The organism is Streptomyces sp. QH1-20 (assembly GCF_041283565.1).
Classification (GTDB): Bacteria; Actinomycetota; Actinomycetes; order Streptomycetales; family Streptomycetaceae; genus Streptomyces; species Streptomyces syringius.
The window spans coordinates 7,079,407-7,095,298 of sequence record NZ_CP166299.1 but is presented as its reverse complement, the minus strand read 5'-3'; the positions used below and the strand labels follow the sequence as shown (position 1 = coordinate 7,095,298).

General features: G+C 70.0%; 12 protein-coding genes. 9 read left to right on the top strand and 3 right to left on the bottom strand.

Annotation, left to right across the window (positions count from 1 at the left end; all coding sequences use genetic code 11):
- Nucleotides 1-21: 21 nt before the first annotated feature.
- Nucleotides 22-1,527, bottom strand: coding sequence for an FUSC family protein (locus AB8O64_RS31945; protein ID WP_370423043.1), 1,506 nt, complete (start codon nucleotides 1,525-1,527; stop codon nucleotides 22-24).
- 293 nt (nucleotides 1,528-1,820) lie between these two features.
- On the opposite strand from AB8O64_RS31945, the gene AB8O64_RS31940 reads away from it, so the two are divergent.
- Together AB8O64_RS31940 and AB8O64_RS31935 are read left to right on the top strand one after the other, a co-directional pair.
- Complete coding sequence (locus tag AB8O64_RS31940; RefSeq protein ID WP_130881118.1) at nucleotides 1,821-2,303, top strand: Lrp/AsnC family transcriptional regulator; 483 nt, start codon at nucleotides 1,821-1,823, stop codon at nucleotides 2,301-2,303.
- A 192-nt stretch (nucleotides 2,304-2,495) separates the two neighbouring features.
- Entirely contained in the window at nucleotides 2,496-3,419 is a 924-nt protein-coding gene (locus AB8O64_RS31935; protein ID WP_370423040.1) for a D-alanyl-D-alanine carboxypeptidase family protein, read from the top strand.
- 39 nt (nucleotides 3,420-3,458) lie between these two features.
- Here AB8O64_RS31935 and AB8O64_RS31930 read toward each other — a convergent pair whose 3' ends face one another.
- The gene (locus AB8O64_RS31930; protein WP_356451978.1) at nucleotides 3,459-3,881 is read right to left on the bottom strand and encodes a YjbQ family protein; all 423 of its coding nucleotides are present in this window, start codon (nucleotides 3,879-3,881) and stop codon (nucleotides 3,459-3,461) included.
- Between the two features lie 94 nt (nucleotides 3,882-3,975).
- Here AB8O64_RS31930 and AB8O64_RS31925 point away from each other — a divergent pair, with 94 nt between their 5' ends.
- The 7 genes from AB8O64_RS31925 (at nucleotide 3,976) to AB8O64_RS31895 (ending at nucleotide 14,049) form a co-directional block, all read left to right on the top strand.
- A complete protein-coding gene (locus tag AB8O64_RS31925) occupies nucleotides 3,976-5,121 on the top strand; it encodes an NAD(P)-binding domain-containing protein (protein WP_370423039.1) in 1,146 nt (381 codons plus the stop codon).
- A gap of 18 nt (nucleotides 5,122-5,139) precedes the next feature.
- Nucleotides 5,140-5,892: a (Fe-S)-binding protein gene (locus AB8O64_RS31920; protein ID WP_370423037.1), complete on the top strand. Its 753-nt coding sequence runs from the start codon at nucleotides 5,140-5,142 to the stop codon at nucleotides 5,890-5,892.
- A gap of 17 nt (nucleotides 5,893-5,909) precedes the next feature.
- Nucleotides 5,910-7,418: a lactate utilization protein B gene (locus AB8O64_RS31915; RefSeq protein ID WP_370423036.1), complete on the top strand. Its 1,509-nt coding sequence runs from the start codon at nucleotides 5,910-5,912 to the stop codon at nucleotides 7,416-7,418.
- Nucleotides 7,415-8,104, top strand: a complete 690-nt coding sequence (locus AB8O64_RS31910; protein ID WP_370423034.1) for a lactate utilization protein C — start codon at nucleotides 7,415-7,417, stop codon at nucleotides 8,102-8,104. The genes AB8O64_RS31915 and AB8O64_RS31910 overlap by 4 nt, the downstream gene beginning before the upstream one ends.
- A gap of 145 nt (nucleotides 8,105-8,249) precedes the next feature.
- Entirely contained in the window at nucleotides 8,250-11,363 is a 3,114-nt protein-coding gene (locus AB8O64_RS31905) for a glycoside hydrolase family 2 TIM barrel-domain containing protein (protein ID WP_370423033.1), read from the top strand.
- 142 nt (nucleotides 11,364-11,505) lie between these two features.
- Nucleotides 11,506-12,762, top strand: coding sequence for a CaiB/BaiF CoA transferase family protein (locus AB8O64_RS31900; RefSeq protein WP_370423032.1), 1,257 nt, complete (start codon nucleotides 11,506-11,508; stop codon nucleotides 12,760-12,762).
- 45 nt (nucleotides 12,763-12,807) lie between these two features.
- Nucleotides 12,808-14,049 carry an SGNH/GDSL hydrolase family protein gene (locus AB8O64_RS31895; protein WP_370423031.1) on the top strand — a complete coding sequence of 414 codons (1,242 nt, stop codon included), beginning with the start codon at nucleotides 12,808-12,810 and terminating at the stop codon, nucleotides 14,047-14,049.
- 6 nt (nucleotides 14,050-14,055) lie between these two features.
- On the opposite strand, the gene AB8O64_RS31890 is transcribed toward AB8O64_RS31895, so the two are convergent.
- Nucleotides 14,056-15,852: an ABC transporter ATP-binding protein gene (locus tag AB8O64_RS31890; RefSeq protein ID WP_370423029.1), complete on the bottom strand. Its 1,797-nt coding sequence runs from the start codon at nucleotides 15,850-15,852 to the stop codon at nucleotides 14,056-14,058.
- Between the last annotated feature and the right edge of the window lie 40 nt (nucleotides 15,853-15,892).

Genomic DNA, 15,892 nt, shown 5'->3' with positions numbered 1-15,892 from the left:
CGGCCACCCCCGGGGCCCGGCTCAGGCCTCGGCGAAGACGCCGCGCGGGTTGCTGCGCAACGGCGCGGCGAGCGAGACGAGCGTGGCTTCCAGGTCGTGCAGGTGGGCGAGGGCGCGCTCGGCGCCGGGGTGGTGGTGCGGGACGGGGTCGAGCGCCGCGGCGGCCGGAGGCGCGCCGTCCCCGCCGGGCGCGACCAGGGCGTACAGCGCGGTCTCGACCCGCTGGCAGGCCGCGGTGAGCCGGGCGTCGTGCGAGGCGGCGGGGTCGGCGGCGACCGCCGCCAGGCCCCGTGCCTGACGGGCGCAGTCATCGAGGAAGACCATGACCTCCCGGGCCCGGGCCTTGCGCGCCCGCAGCGGGCTCAGCGGGTGCAGCAGCGGCGCGAGGGAGACGCGCACCTTGCCGAGGAGCAGCTCCAGCTCGGCGACGTGCGCGGTGGGGTCGGCGGACTCGTCACCGGCCAGTCGCCGGGCCGACTCGGCGGTGCAGTGCCGTACGGCCAGCAGGGCACGCTGGATCCAGGCGTCGGTGGCGGCGTGCGTGGTGACCGGCAGGACGACGGCGACAGCGAGGGCCGCGCCGAGAGCGCCGACGGCCGTCTGCTCGAAGCGCAGCGCCAGCAGGCCCGGGTGGAGCACACCGAGGAGCCCGTAGAGCAGCCCGGCCATGACGGTCACGAAGAACATCATCCAGCTGTAGGAGGGCGCAGCGGTGTAGAAGATGCCGAAGACGCAGACGGCCACGAGCACCGCGGTGGGCGCGGGCGCGCCGTGCAGCGGCACGGCCACGAGGAGCCCGACGCCGATTCCGGTCACGGTGCCGACGACGCGGCGGAAGCCGCGGACGAGGGTCTCACCGCGCGAGGCGGTGTTGACGAAGATCCACCAGGCGGTGCCGACGGCCCAGTACCAGCGCTCGTCGGAGACGAGCTGCCCGACGGCGAGGGCGAGACCGCAGGCGAAGGTCGCCTGGAACGCCTGGCGGGTGGTGGGCCGCGCCAGCCCGCGCGCCGCGAGGGGGGCGGGCTGGGCCGGTGGCGGGGTCCGCCGTTCGATGCACCAGAACCCGAAGCGGACGAGACCGGACGCGGCGAGCGCCATCGCCATGGCCCCGTACAGCTCCGGCAGCTGAGCCGGTACGGCGTGCAGGAACTGCGTGGCGAAGAACATCATGAAGGCGAATATCCCGAGCGCGTGGCCACGCGGGCCCCAGCGCCGGGCGTAGACGCCGCAGAAGACCACCATGAGGAACGCCGCGTCGCGCACCAGCGGCACGCCGTGCAGGGCCGTCGCGAGGGCGAGCACGGGGAAGCCGACGGCCGGCAGCAGAGCGGTGCTGACCGCCTGACGCCGCACGGTCGGGTCACCGACGGTGAAGAGCGCGAGAAGCGCCGCGAGCCCGCCCGTGATGGAGGCGGGCAGCGACAGACCACAGAGCTCCGCCGCGGCGACCGCGAGACTCACACCGATGACGGCACGGACACCGGTGCGGAGCCTGAGCCGGCCCGGGTCCGGAGCCACGAACATCCTCTTCAGAGCGGCCGCCCCCTTCTCCCCAAGTAACGAATGTGTACGCATATGTGCGGATGTATTCCGCGGATGCGCTCGGACGTCGACGTCGCATGAGCGCTTTCCGGCACGACAAAGGCGCTGCGGGGGTTCGGAAGCGGCTTCTTCGCCGCCCGACGCAGCCCAGCGCAACGCCATCAGTAGGTAGAGGAAAACATCCGGAGCCTCAATGGCTCAAGAGCTCCTCGGATAACTGCGCCATTGGTACAGTGCTGGGCCAGGAATGGTGACCATAAGGAGGCCGTTGGCTCATGGCGGTGGACGCGCTGGACGCGAAGATCTTGCGGCTGCTGCTGGAGCAGCCACGGACGAGCGTGCGGGAGTACGCACGCGTGCTGGGCATCGCGCGCGGCACGCTGCAGGCCCGGCTCGACCGGCTGGAGCGCGAGGGCGTGATCACCGGCACCGGACCGCGGCTGTCCCCCGCGGCGCTCGGTCATCCCATGCTGGCGTTCGTCCACATAGAGGTCACTCAGGGCCATCTGGACACGGTGGCGAACGCGCTCGCCGAGGTGCCGGAGATCATCGAGGCGTTCTCGATCACCGGTGGCGGTGATCTCATGACGCGGGTCGTCGCGCGCGACGCGGCGCACCTCGAGGACGTGATCCAGCTGCTGGTCCAGTTGCCGGGGGTGGTCCGCACGCGCACCGAGGTGGTGCTGCGCGAGCGCGTGCCCTACCGGATGGTGCCGCTGGTGGAATCGGTGGGACGGGCGGCCCAGCGGTCTCCCTGACGGGGCGCCCGACCGGCCTGTCCGACCCGCCTGCCCGACCGGCCCGCCTGACCAGGCCGTCTGCCCGGGCCATCTGACGGATCGTCCGAGAGGTCGCCCTCACTCGGAGAGGCGCCCCCGATGTCCCCCCGCCCACGCATAGGTGGGATTATCTGCTCGCTCATCTCAACAAGCGAGGACAAGGGGATGTACATGGATCGAAATGGGGGAAGACCGGTACGCCGGTGGGGAACGGCGCTCGTCGCGTCGACCGCGGCGATCGCCGTCGTACTCCCGGCGACGACCGCCGAGGCCGCCGCCAGCGGTCCGTCGGGCGTCACCGCCCAGGGCGCGTTCCTGCTCGACACCGGCAAGAACAGCCGGCTGTGGTCCAAGAGCGCCGACACCAAGCGTCAGATGGCCAGCACCACCAAGGTCATGACGGCGACCGTGGTCCTGGACAGTGGCGTCAATCTCAACAAGCTGATCACCATCAAGCAGTCGTACCGCGATTACGTCGCGCGTAACGGCGCGAGCACGGCGGATCTGCGCGTCGGCGACAAGCTGACCGTGCGACAGCTGCTGTACGGTCTGATGCTCCCCTCCGGGTGCGACGCCGCGTACGCGCTCGCCGACACCCTCGGCAGCGGCAGCACCGAGGCCGCGCGCACGAAGTCGTTCATCGGCAAGATGAACAAGAAGGCCGCCGCCCTTGGTATGAAGAACACCAGGTACGACTCCTTCGACGGCATCTCGGCGGCGGGCGCCAACTACACGACGCCGCGCGACACGGCGAAGCTGGCCGGTCACGCGATGGCCAACAGCACGTTCGGCACGGTCGTCAAGTCGACCAGCACCCAGCAGAAGGCCGCGAACATCAATCGCACCTACTACTGGGACAACACGAACAAGCTGCTCGGGTCGTACAAGGGCGCGATAGGCATCAAGACCGGCACGGGCTCCGTGGCCGGGCCGTGCCTGGTGTTCGCCGCCCAGCGCGACGGACGCACGGTCGTGGGCGTCATCCTCAACGCGGGCAACCGCTACGCGGACGCCACGAAGATGCTCGACTGGGCCTACAAGACCAAGACGCCGGTGAAGCTGCGCCAGCTGCCGGAATCGGCCCAGAAGGACTGACGCACCCGGCTGAGCCGAGGCGGACCGGCCACCGGGCGGTCAGCCGAGAAAGGTCAGCCGCACCTGGCGGTCCGGGTTGTCCCGATTGGTATCCACCAGACACACGGACTGCCAGGTGCCCAGTTCCAGCCGTCCACCGAGGACGGGGAGCGTCGCGTGCGGCGGCACGAGAGCCGGAAGGACGTGGTCCCGGCCATGGCCGGGGCTCCCGTGCCGGTGCCGCCAGCGGTCGTCCGCCGGAAGCAGATCCCGCAGCGCGGCCAGCAGGTCGTCGTCACTGCCCGCGCCCGTCTCCAGGACGGCGACCCCAGCAGTGGCGTGCGGCACGAAAACATTGAGCAGGCCGTCGCGGCCCGCGGCCACGGCGTCCAGGAACTCCTCACAGTCACGTGTGAGGTCGTACACGGTCTCCGAAGTGCCGGTGGAGACGTCCAGGACATGCGTACGGAACGTTTCGGTCATGTTCCCATCTTGCCCGGTGCCGGGCACGCCACCCGACTCCGGGGCGGCTGGAAAGAGCGGGAAGATCGCACCCCTCGCCACTGTTAGTGGAATCATGAACAAAATCCGGTCGCGTGAGGTCGAGGTCGTCGTGGTGGGCGCCGGGCAGGCAGGACTGTCCAGCGCGTATCACCTGCGCCGGGCGGGGTACGAGCCCGACCGGGACTTCGTCGTTCTGGATCACTCGCCGCGCCCGGGCGGTGCCTGGCAGTTCCGCTGGCCCTCGCTGACCTACGGCAAGGTGCACGGCATGCACGCGCTGCCGGGCAGGGAGCTGACGGGAGCGGACGACTCCATGCCCTCCGCCGAGGTGATCGGCGCGTACTTCGCGGAGTACGAGGCCGCGTTCGACCTGCGCGTCCATCGTCCGGTCCAGGTGAGCGCGGTACGGGAGGGGCCGGGTGGGCGGCTGTGGGCCGAGACGTCCGAGGGCGTCTGGACACCGCGGGCCCTGATCAACGCGACCGGCACCTGGGACCGCCCGTTCTGGCCCCGCTACCCCGGTCAGGAGAGCTTTCTCGGCCGCCAACTGCATACGGCCGACTACCCGGGCCCGCAGGAGTTCGCCGGGCGGCGAGTCGTGGTCGTCGGGGGTGGCACCTCGGCTGTGCAGCATCTGATGGAGATCGCCGAGGTGGCCGCGGCGACGACATGGGTGACCCGGCGTCCTCCGCTCTTCCGCGAGGGCCCCTTCGACGAGGCCCGCGGGAGGGAAGCCGTCGCGCGGGTCGAGGAGCGCGTACGGCGGGGACTGCCACCGCAGAGTGTGGTGTCCGTGACCGGGCTGCCCATGACGGCTGCCATGGAACGGGCCCGGGCGGCGGGCGTTCTCGACCGGCTGCCGATGTTCGACCGCATCACCCCCAACGGGGTGATGTGGGCCGACGGCCGCGGCGTCGACGCCGACGTCATCGTCTGGGCCACCGGCTTCCGCGCCGCCATCGACCACCTGGCACCGCTCCGGCTGCGCGAGCCGGGCGGCGGCATCCGTGTCGAGGGCACGCGCGCGGTCCGCGACCCTCGCGTGCACCTGGTCGGATACGGGCCTTCGGCGAGCACCATCGGCGCGAATCGGGCGGGCCGGGAGGCCGTCCGGGAGATCCGGTCGCTGTTGGCCGGGCCCGGCGACGGGCCCACCGGCGGCCCCCGGGACCGCCAGGTGGACAGTCCTTCACAGCACGCGATCGCTGCGGCAGTATGAGCCGCGCGACGAGGAATCATGCGTGTGGGGCTGTTCATCACCTGCGTCAATGACACGCTCTACCCGCGCACCGGTCAGGCCGTGGTCACCCTGCTGGAGCGGCTCGGCGTTCAGGTCGAATTCCCCATGGCGCAGAGCTGTTGCGGTCAACCGCAGTTCAACACGGGCTACCGCCATCAGGCCGAGCCTCTGATGCGCCGCTACGCCACCGCCTTCCAGGACGTCGACCACGTGGTCACCCCGTCCGGTTCCTGTGCGGCGATGATCCGCGACAACTACCCCCGGATCGCCGCCAAGGCGGCCGCCGAGGGGCGGGGCGACGCGATGGCCGAGGCGGCGGCGGGCGCGGTGGCCAAGACCTATGAACTGACCGAGTTCTTGGTCGATGTCCTGGGGGTGACGGACGTCGGGGCGCACTTTCCCCACACCGTCACCTACCACCCCACCTGCCACGGACTGCGGGTACTGGGCCTCGGCGACCGGCCACTGCGGCTCCTGGAGAAGGTGCGGGGCATCGAACTGCGGGAGCCCGCCGGGGCCCAGGAATGCTGCGGCTTCGGTGGCACCTTCGCCATCAAGAATCCCGCCGTCTCCGCCGCGATGGGTGCCGACAAGGCCCGCGCGCTCAGCGAGACCGGTGCGGCGGCCATGTGCGCGGTCGACAACTCCTGTCTTCTGCACATCGGCGGCACGCTCGCCCGCAGAGGCTCCACCGTCCGCCCCGTCCATATCGCGGAGATCCTCGCCAGCACGGAAGGCAGCGTCCTGTGAGCGGTCCCGTGAGCCCTATGGGCGGCTCCGCCCACGCGACGTACCTGGGCATGCCCGCTTTTCCACGCGCCGCCGCCGTCTCGACCCGGGACGGCGGGCTGCGCGCCAACCTGCGGCACGCGACGCACACCATCCGCGCCAAGCGCGCCGCGGCCGTCGCCGAGCTGGACGACTGGGAGCAGCTGCGCGCCGCCGGAGCCGCCATCAAGGACCGGACCCTGCGTCACCTCGACCACTATCTGGTGCGGTTGGAGGAGAACGTGACCCGGGCCGGGGGCACCGTCCACTGGGCGGCGGACGCCGCCGAGGCGAACCGCATCGTCACCGACCTCGTGCGCGCCACCGGCGAGCGCGAAGTCGTCAAGGTCAAGTCCATGGTCACCCAGGAGATCGGCCTCAACGCCGCCCTCGCAACGGCGGCGATCCGGGCGTACGAGACCGACCTCGCCGAGCTGATCGTGCAGCTCGGCGACGATCTGCCCTCGCACATCCTGGTCCCCGCGATCCACCGCAACCGCGGCGAGATCCGCGACATCTTCCGCGACCGGATGGCGCAGTGGGGGCGCCCGGCACCGGAAGGGCTCACGGACCGTCCCGCCGATCTCGCCGAGGCCGCCCGGCTGCATCTGCGCGAGAAGTTCCTGAGCTGCAAGGTCGCGATCTCCGGTGCCAACTTCATGGTGGCCGAGACCGGCACCCTCGTGGTCGTGGAATCCGAGGGCAACGGCCGGATGTGCCTCACCCTCCCGGAGACCCTGATCTCGGTCGTCGGCATCGAGAAGACCGTGCCGACCTGGCAGGACCTGGAAGTCTTCCTCCAACTGCTCCCCCGCTCCTCGACCGCCGAGCGCATGAACCCGTATACCTCGATGTGGACCGGGACCACCGCCGAGGACGGCCCACGCGCCTTCCACCTCGTGCTGCTCGACAACGGCCGCACCGACACGCTCGCCGACCGGGTCGGCCGCCAGGCACTGCGCTGCATCCGCTGTTCGGCCTGCCTGAACGTCTGCCCCGTGTACGAGCGGGCCGGCGGGCACGCGTACGGCTCGCCCTACCCCGGCCCGATCGGCGCGATCCTCACACCGCAACTGCGTGGCCTCACCTCCCCGCTGGAGGAGTCCCTTCCCTACGCCTCCTCCCTGTGCGGCGCCTGCTACGAGGTGTGCCCGGTCGCCATCGACATCCCGGAGGTCCTCGTTCATCTGCGCGAGCGGGTCGTGGAGGGCGGCGAGGTGACGGTCCGCGGCACGAGAACCGTCATCAAACCGGCCAGGAAGCACGCCGCCGAACGCGCGCTGATGCGAACCGCCGGCTGGGTCCTCGACCACCCCGCCGTGCTCCGGCACGGTCAGCGCCTCGCCGCCCGCACCCGCCGTTTCCACCCACGACGGCTGCCCGGGCCGGGTCGCGCCTGGACGGACTCCCGTGAGCTGCCCGAGATGCCCGCCGAGTCGTTCCGGGACTGGTGGGCCCGCACCCGAGGCGGACCGGCGAGCACCCGGTCCCGGGAGCAGGTTTCATGAGCGCCGGTTCCGGCGGTGTCGGCGGCGACGCGAGCAGGGAACGGATCCTCGGGCGGATCCGGCGCGCGCTGGCGGATGTGCCGCGGCACGAGCGCCCGCGCGACCACCCCGTCGTCCGCGACTATCTCCGCACACACGCCGAGCGGACACCCGCCGAATCCGTGGACCTCCTCGCCGAGAACCTCGAGGACTACCGCGCCCTCGTGCACCGCACGGACCCGGCCGGACTGCCCCCGCTCCTGGGGCGGCTGCTCGTCTCGCGTGGGGCCCGCCGTGTGGTCGTGCCGACCGGGCTGCCGCGCGGATGGCTGGCCGGAGCCCGAGTGGACCTGGTGCCGGACGCGCCGGCTCTGACGCCGTGGGAGCTGGACAGCGTGGACAGTGTCGTCACCGGATGCGCGCTGGCCATCGCCGAGACCGGCACGGTGGTCCTCGACTCGGGCCCGGACCAGGGTCGTCGGCGCATCTCACTCGTGCCCGATCACCATCTGTGCGTGGTGCGGATCGCGGACCAGGTGGTGGACTCGGTGCCGCAGGCCCTCGAACGGCTGGCTCCCGAGCGGCCGCTGACCTGGATCTCGGGGCCGTCCGCGACCAGCGACATCGAACTGGACCGGGTGGAGGGCGTCCATGGTCCGCGCACCCTCGAAGTGATTCTGGTGAACGGCGATCCTCGGTCGATGTGAGCCCCGCCGGGCGCGGGACTTGTGGGGCGCGGGCGTCCTGTCCGATCCTGGCCCTTCGTGCTCTTCGGCGGTTTTCCCCCGTATGTGGCTGCCGTGTCCCGTCCCCGCGTCCTGTTCTCCCGACGTCCCTCCTTGGAGCTGACGTATGCGCGCACGACGACCGAACTCTTCGAACCACCGCCTCCCGGCCATCGCGGGCGAGGAATGGCAGGCCGGTCCCGAGACCTTCCAGGTGAACCGGGAGCCCGCCCGCGCCCGGCTCATCCCCTTCGCCGATCTCCCTTCCGCCCTCGCCGGCGACTGTGCCGACTCGCCGTACTACCGATCGCTCAACGGCGTCTGGCGATTCCACTGGTCCCCGAACCCCGCCGAGCACCCGAAGGGCATCGCCGAGGACGACTTCGACGACAGTGGCTGGGACCACGTCACCGTGCCGGGCAACTGGGAGATGCAGGGCTACCCGGAACCGGTCTACCTCAACGTCCGGTACCCGTGGATCGGCTACGAGCAGCCCACTCCCCCGCACGTGCCCACCGTCTTCAACCCGGTCGGCTCCTACCGCCGTACCTTCACCCTCCCGCGCGACTGGGCCGGGCGCCGGGTCCTGATCTCCTTCCAGGGCGTCAAATCCGCGTTCTACGTCTGGGTCAACGGCCGACGGGTCGGCTACAGCGAGGACAGCTACACGCCCGCCGAATTCGACGTGAGCCCCTGTCTGCGCCCGGGAGAGAACACCCTGGCCGTCGAGGTCCACCGCTGGTGCAACGGGAGCTGGCTGGAGGACCAGGACATGATCGACGTGTCCGGCATCTTCCGTGACGTGTATCTCTACTCCGTCCCCCTCGTGCAGGTGCACGACCTGTTCGTCCGTACCGAGTTGGACCGCGACGTCCGTGACGCGGACCTCAAGGTGTCCGCGACACTGCGGTCGGCGGATCCGGAGCTGCGACCCGGCGACCACCGCGTCCGGGCCACCCTGCACGATGCCGGGGGTTCTCCAGTCCTGTCCCGGACCGCGCCCGCCCGCTTCGACGAGTCCGGTGAGGCGACCGTCGAGCTGAGCGCCCGGGTCGCCCACCCCTCTCTGTGGTCGGCCGAACAACCCTGCCTGTACGTCCTGACCCTGGAGCTGACCGATGCGCAGGGCGACACCCTCGACATCCGCCGCACCCGTGTCGGCTTCCGCACCATTGGCTACGGCCCCGGTGAACTGACGGTCAACGGCAGGCCCGTCGTCTTCCGCGGAGTCAACCGCCACGAGTGGGACCCCGACCACGGCCAAGCGGTCCCCGAAGAGCGGATGATCGAGGACATCCGCATCATGAAGCAGCACAACATCAACGCCGTCCGCACCTCGCACTACCCCAACCACCCGCGCTGGCTGGAGTTGTGCGACGAGTACGGCCTGTACGTGATCGACGAGGCCAACCTGGAGACGCACGATCTGCGCGATGTCCTGCCCGCGAGCCTTCCCGAGTGGACCGAGGCCTGTGTCGACCGGCTCCGCAGCATGGTGGAGCGTGACAAGAACCATCCGTGCGTCGTGGTCTGGTCGCTGGGCAACGAGGCCGGCCAAGGCGAGAACTTCCAGATCATGGCCGACTGGGTGCACGACCGCGACCCGTCCCGGCCCGTGCACTACGAGGGCATGAACGCGGTGGCCGATGTCGAGTCGCGTATGTACGCCGATCCGGCCGCCGTCGAGGCGTACGGAAGGTCCGGCAACCCCAAGCCGTACCTTCTGTGCGAGTACGCGCACTCCATGGGCAACAGCACGGGAAATCTCCGGGAGTACTGGGACGTCATCGACGCCCACCCGAATCTGCACGGCGGATTCATCTGGGACTTCGCCGATCAGGCGATCCGTCTGCCGGTGCCGGGCGCACCCGGCCGCACGTACCTGTCCTTCGGCGGCGACTGGCATCCGGGCCACCCCGACGACGGAAACTTCAGCTGCAACGGTCTCGTCGCCGCGGACCGCACCCCGCACCCGGCTCTGCACGAGGTGAAGAAGGTCTACCAGGCGGTGCGGGTCTCGGCCGCGGATCTGGCGGCCGGGACGGTGAAGGTGACCAATCTCCAGCTGTTCACGGGCCTTGAGGCGTACGACCTGCGGTGGGAGGTCACCCGCGACGGCGAGCCCGTCCAGCACGGCACGCTCGCCGCGCCCAGGACCGGAGCGGGTGAGTCGACGATCGTCCGCCTGCCGTGGGAGCGCCCCGAGAAACCGGAGCCCGGCGCGGAGTACTGGCTCAACATCGCCTTCGTCCTCCGCGAGGCGACCCGCTGGGCCGAAGCCGGTCACATCGTCGCCGCGGAGCAGCTCGCGCTCCCTTGGCGCTCCCCGGCACCCGCCGCGCGCGATGTGGCCGCACTGCCCGCCCTCACGGTCGTCCGGACCCCTCACGCGATCACCGTCACCGGGGCCGATCTCGAACTCGTCCTGGACGCGGCAGCCGGCACGCTCAGCACCTATCGTTACCGTGGCCGGACTCTGCTGGTGGAGGGGCCGGTCCCGAACTTCTGGCGCGCCCCGACCGACAATGACATCGGTCGGGGCGCCCAGGTCTCGTCCGGTACCTGGCGTGACGCGGGGGCGAGGCGTGCGGTCACCTCGATCGACGTCGAGCAGCCGGCTCCCGCCGAGGTGGTTCTCACCATCGTCGCCGCCTTGCCCACCGCTCCTGCCGCCTCCCGGTGGACGACCGTCTTCACGGTGCTCGGTGACGGCGAAGTGCGCGTCCGGCACACTCTCATGCCCGGGCCGGGGCTCCCGGACCTGCCGGTGGTGGGTGCGCTGCTGACCGTGCCGGGCCGCTTCGGAACGCTCGGCTGGTACGGGCGCGGGCCGCACGAGAACTATCAGGACCGCCGCGACAGCGCGTTCGTAGGCCGCTACAGCCGCTCGACGGACGCGCCGGTGTTGCCGTACGCACGTCCTCAGGCCATCGGCAATGTCACGGATGTGCGCAGCGCCTCGCTGACCGACCGGGACGGCACGGGCCTGTCCGTGCTGGCCGAACCCGTGGACGGCGGGGGCCTGTTGGAGATCAGTGCTCTTCATTGCACGCCTTTCGACCTCGAAGGTCCGCGACACCCGCATGAGATGAGGTGGCGCGACGACACGATCCTGAGCGTCAACCATCGCCAGACGGGCGTGGGTGGCAACGACTCCTGGGGTGCTCGGCCGTTGGAGCGGTACCTGCTGCACACCGACCACGACTACAGCTACACCTACCGACTCCGCCCAGCCCGGTAGCTTCGCGGCCAGGGCCTCCGTCAACGCCCCTTGGGTGGTGGTCTCTTTGATCCCATGAGCGCCAGAGTAGAAGGCCCGATGCCGACGGGTGGTGAACTGTCCACAGGCCCGGTCATATGATCACGCCGATAAAGGAGGAGTGATGGAACTGCCCCTGCACGGCATCACCGTCGTCGCCCTCGAGCAGGCCGTCGCCGCGCCGTTCGCCACCCGCCAGCTCGCGGACCTCGGTGCGCGCGTGATCAAGATTGAACGACCGGGCCGGGGTGACTTCGCCCGCGAGTACGACCGGAGCGTCAAGGGGCTCTCCGCCTATTTCGTCTGGATCAATCGGGGCAAGGAGAGTGTGGCCCTCGACCTGAAGGAATCCGCGGACCGGTCGCTGCTCGACCGGCTTCTGTCCCGCGCCGATGTCTTCATCCAGAACCTCGGCCCCGGCGCGGCCGACCGGTTGGGCCTCGGCGCCGAGACACTGCGCGCCCGCGATCCACGCTTGATCACCTGTGATGTCTCCGGATACGGCCCCGAAGGTCCCTATCGCGACAAGAAAGCCTACGACCTGCTGGTCCAGTGTGAGGTCGGACTGCTGTCGATCACCGGCAGCCCCGACGCTCCGGCCCGGCCGGGCATTTCCATCGCGGACATCGCCGGGGGGATGTACGCCTACACGGGCATACTGACCGCGCTGTACGAGCGCGAGCGCACAGGCCGGGGCTCGGCGCTGTCGGTCTCCCTCTTCGACGCGCTCGCCGAGTGGATGGGGCACCCGTACTTCGCCCAGGCGTACGGAGGCGCGCCCCTCGCCCGCAGCGGGGCCCGGCACCCGACCATCTCCCCGTACGGGCACTACGCGTGCGGCGACGGCGCACGCGTGTTCCTGAGCGTGCAGAACGACCGCGAGTGGGCGGCCCTCTGTTCGCAGGTGCTGCGGCAGCCCGAGCTCATCCGTGACCCGCGTTTCGCCGACAATCCGCTGCGCCGGGCACACGACGACGAACTGACGGCCGTCATGGAGGCGGTCTTCGCCCGTCATACGGCGGACGGGCTCCTCGCGCTCCTCGACGGCGCCGGCATCGCCAATGCCCGCTTGCGTACCGTCGGGGAGTTCGCCGACCACCCGCAGTTGACGGCGCGCGAGCGCTGGCGTGACTTCGGCTCGCCCGCAGGGCCGCTGCGCGGTCTGTTGCCGCCCGTCGAGGTACGGGGCAGGGAAGCGGCCATGGGCGCGGTGCCCGCCGCCGGTGAGCATACGGCCGCGATCCGGGCCGAGTTCTCGACGACTTCGCAGACCGGCCCGCATGAGCGACGCACGCTGTCGGATCCCGAAGGTGACCCTGCCAGTGGTACGCACCGGGTGCCTACCAAGCGCAGAGGGCTGGGTGGGGCGATCTTCGAATAGCAGGCTCTTCCTCAGCACCGCACATCACGCGAGGAAGGCTTGATCATGACTGTTCAGGTACAGCGCTCCGTCCAGGAGCACGACTTTACGACCTCGGCGCTCGGCGAGGCCGGGAGCCGGGCGAACACGGCGACGCTGTGGTCGGCGGGTTGGTCGGCACCGGTACAGCGGCCGAGCAGCGGTTTCGAGGAGAACTGGTCGGAGGCCGGATTCGCTCGGCAGTCCGTGCGCCAGATCGTCCGCGTCACCGGAAAGGGCACAGCGGCCCGCATCCGTCTGTCGAACCGGTTCGGCAGCGAGCCCCTGGTCGTCAGCGCCGCGACTCTCGCGCTGACCGATGAGGGCGCCGCCACCCGCCCCGGCACCATGAGGCAGTTGACTTTCGAGGGGGCTTCATCGGTGGTGATCCCCGCCGGTGGTGAGACCGCCGGCGATGCGACGGGACTGCTGGTCGAACCGTTGGACTCGGTGACCGTGACCCTGTACTTCGAGGAGCCCACCGGGCCCTCGACATTCCACTCGCAGGCGTATGCCCACAGCTACCGCGCCACAGGCGACCGCACGGCCGACGTCGGCGGTGAGGGCTTCGGCGAGGTCACGCATTCCTGGTACTACCTCTCCGACGTCGAGCTGTCGGGAAGCGCCACCCCCTTCGAGACGGTGGTGGCCTTCGGGGACTCCATCACGGACGGCTTCGGATCCACCGTGGGGGCGAACCGCCGCTACCCCGACGCGCTTGCCGAGCGCCTCACCACCGCAGGTCGGCCACTGGCCGTCGTCAACGCGGGGATCGGCGGAAACCTCATGCTCAACGACTCCGCCTGGTACGGCGACCGGGCCGTGGACCGGTTCGAACGCGATGTTCTCGACAAGCCCGGTGTCCGCTCCGTGGTGGTGTTCGCGGGACTCAACGACATCGGCTTCAGCGAGGTGGACCTGCCGACGTACAAGCCGAACCCGGAGGTGTCGGTCGCGGAGCTGACAGCCGGATATCGACAGTTGATCGAGCGCGCTCACAGCCGTGGCATCAAGGTCATCGGCGCGACCATCCTGCCGTTCAAGGGCTCGGAGTACCACACTCCGTCGGCCGAGGCGAAGCGTGTGGCGCTGAACGACTGGATCCGCACTTCCGGTGAGTACGACGGGGTCGCCGACTTCGACCGGGCCCTGGCCTCGCCCGACGACCCCCAGGTGCTTCACCCGGCATACGACTGTGGTGACCGTAAGCACCCCAACGACGCCGGTTACCGGACCATGGCCGAGGCCATCGAACTCGATACCCTCTGAGGGGGATCAGACCTTTGCCGTCAGCCGCGTATCGCGCCGGACGAGCGCGGCATACGAGCCCGCACCCGCGAGGAGTTCCTGGTGGGTGCCGCGCTCAGTGATGCAACCGCCGTCAAGGACGACGATCTGGTCGGCGTCGCGGATCGTGGAGAGCCGGTGCGCGATGGTGATCGTCGTCCGCCCCTCGGACAAGGCGTCGATGGCCTTCTGCACGGCGTGCTCAGTACGGGTGTCCAGCGCGCTGGTCGCCTCGTCCAGGACGAGCACGGGCGGGTCACGCAGGATGGTCCGGGCTATCGCCAGCCGTTGCTTCTCACCGCCGGAAAAGCGATAGCCGCGCTCTCCCACGAGAGTGTCGTAACCGTCGGGCAGAGAGGCGATGTGGTCGTGGATCTGCGCCGCTCGAGCGGCGGCCCTGATCTCGTCGTCCGTCGCATCGGGCTTGGCGAAGCGGAGATTGTCGGCGACGGAAGCATGGAAGAGATAGGTCTCCTGCGAGACCACTCCCACCGCGCGGGCGAGCGTATCGAAGTCGAGATCGCGGACATCGACCCCGTCGATCAGCACCCGGCCGCCACTGACGTCGTAGAGCCGGGGGACGAGATAACTGAGTGTGCTCTTGCCCGAGCCGGTCGGTCCCACGACGGCCAGGCTGCTTCCGGCCGGAACGGACAGGTCGATGTCCGAGAGCGTCTTGGTCGACGGGTCGTAGGAGAAGGAGACCGAGTCGAAGCGGACTTCGCCGCGGATCTTCTCCAGCCGCACGGGCTTCTCGGGCTCGGCGATGTCCACGGGCAGATCGAGGTACTCGAAGATGCGGTGGAAGAGGGCCAGGGAGGCCTGCATCTGCACGCCGGTGGACAACAGACTGACCGTGGGCCGGAAGAGCCCCTGCTGGAGCGAGACGAAGGCGACGAGGGTACCGATCGAGATGTCGGTCCCGTCCGCCCGCAGGGCTATCCCGGCGGCCCAGTAGATGACGGCGGGCATGGCGGCCATGACGATGCCGATGACGGACATCTTCCACCGCCCGGCCATGTTCGCCCGCACTTCGAGCCCGACCAGCCGCTCGGACTCCTTCTCGAAGGCCTTGGTCAGGGAGTCGGCACGGCCCATCGTGCGGCCGAGCAGGATCCCGCTGACGGACAGCGATTCCGTGACCATGGCAGCCATGGACGCCATCTGCTGCTGCCGCTGCGAGGTGATCTTCTTGCGTTCGCTGCCGACGCGGCGGCTGATCCATACGAACGCCGGCAGGAGAAGGAGCGAGACGACGGTCAGGCGCCAGTCCAGGGCGAGCATCGCCACGACCGTGGCGATCACGCTGGTGAGGTTGGAGACCAGGGAGGTGGCGGTGGAGGTCACGGTCGCCTGCATGCCACCGATGTCATTGGCGATGCGGGACTGCACCTCGCCGGTGCGGGTCCTGGTGAAGAAGGCCAGCGGCATGCTCTGGAGCCGGCCGTAGACCGCCGTCCGCAGATCGTGCATGACGCACTGGCCGACCGTGGTGGAGATGAGGGTCTGCAGAACGCCGAAGACGCTGTTCACGACCGCTGCGGCGATCATGCCGAGCGCCAGCAGGCTCAGCAGGCCGGTGCGGCCGTCCGGAATGGCGACGTCGAGGACCTCTCGCAGCAAGAACGGCGAGGCCACCGAGACGAGCGAGGAGGCGGCGACGAGCAGCCCGACGAGGGCGAGTCGGCCGCGATAGGGGCGGAAGAGGCGGAGGATACGGCGCAGCTGCGCGGGTTGCTCCGGGTCTGTGGGCGGGGGCGTCCAGTCCGGTTCGTCGTGACGCATGGGCTCCTTCAGAGGGGTCGGGTCAGCGAGGTGAATCCCA

Bases quoted from the DNA above. Each gene is read 5' to 3' on its own strand.
- AB8O64_RS31945 (WP_370423043.1), bottom strand. From the start codon at position 1,527: ATGTTCGTGGCTCCGGACCCGGGCCGGCTCAGGCTCCGCACCGGTGTC.
- AB8O64_RS31940 (WP_130881118.1), top strand. From the start codon at position 1,821: ATGGCGGTGGACGCGCTGGACGCGAAGATCTTGCGGCTGCTGCTGGAG.
- AB8O64_RS31935 (WP_370423040.1), top strand. From the start codon at position 2,496: ATGGATCGAAATGGGGGAAGACCGGTACGCCGGTGGGGAACGGCGCTC.
- AB8O64_RS31930 (WP_356451978.1), bottom strand. From the start codon at position 3,881: ATGACCGAAACGTTCCGTACGCATGTCCTGGACGTCTCCACCGGCACT.
- AB8O64_RS31925 (WP_370423039.1), top strand. From the start codon at position 3,976: ATGAACAAAATCCGGTCGCGTGAGGTCGAGGTCGTCGTGGTGGGCGCC.
- AB8O64_RS31920 (WP_370423037.1), top strand. From the start codon at position 5,140: ATGCGTGTGGGGCTGTTCATCACCTGCGTCAATGACACGCTCTACCCG.
- AB8O64_RS31915 (WP_370423036.1), top strand. From the start codon at position 5,910: ATGGGCGGCTCCGCCCACGCGACGTACCTGGGCATGCCCGCTTTTCCA.
- AB8O64_RS31910 (WP_370423034.1), top strand. From the start codon at position 7,415: ATGAGCGCCGGTTCCGGCGGTGTCGGCGGCGACGCGAGCAGGGAACGG.
- AB8O64_RS31905 (WP_370423033.1), top strand. From the start codon at position 8,250: ATGCGCGCACGACGACCGAACTCTTCGAACCACCGCCTCCCGGCCATC.
- AB8O64_RS31900 (WP_370423032.1), top strand. From the start codon at position 11,506: ATGGAACTGCCCCTGCACGGCATCACCGTCGTCGCCCTCGAGCAGGCC.
- AB8O64_RS31895 (WP_370423031.1), top strand. From the start codon at position 12,808: ATGACTGTTCAGGTACAGCGCTCCGTCCAGGAGCACGACTTTACGACC.
- AB8O64_RS31890 (WP_370423029.1), bottom strand. From the start codon at position 15,852: ATGCGTCACGACGAACCGGACTGGACGCCCCCGCCCACAGACCCGGAG.